General features: G+C 65.9%; 1 pseudogene. It reads left to right on the top strand.

Annotated elements, in window-relative coordinates:
- Positions 1–223 (top strand): annotated as a pseudogene (locus WFQ67_RS30280) (DDE-type integrase/transposase/recombinase); the annotation flags it as partial.

Genomic DNA, 223 nt, shown 5'->3' with positions numbered 1-223 from the left:
GTCACCGATGCCTATTCGCGCAAGATCGTCGGCCATCACGTCCACGACAGCCTGCATGCCGAGTCGGTGGCCCGAGCCTACAGCCAGGCGCTGCGGTACCGCACGACGCGGACCCCCCCTGGTGCATCACTCCGACCGAGGCATCCAGTACTGCTCGGAGCTGTACCAGCGCCTGCACGCGCAGCACGGGGCAACCTGCTCGATGACCGATGGTTACGACTGT

Origin of the sequence: Pseudomonas sp. USHLN015, from assembly GCF_037153275.1 — a bacterium.
Taxonomy (GTDB): domain Bacteria; phylum Pseudomonadota; class Gammaproteobacteria; order Pseudomonadales; family Pseudomonadaceae; genus Metapseudomonas; species Metapseudomonas tohonis.
The sequence above is the reverse complement of the archived record's forward strand: the minus strand, read 5'-3'. Positions and strand labels throughout refer to the sequence as shown.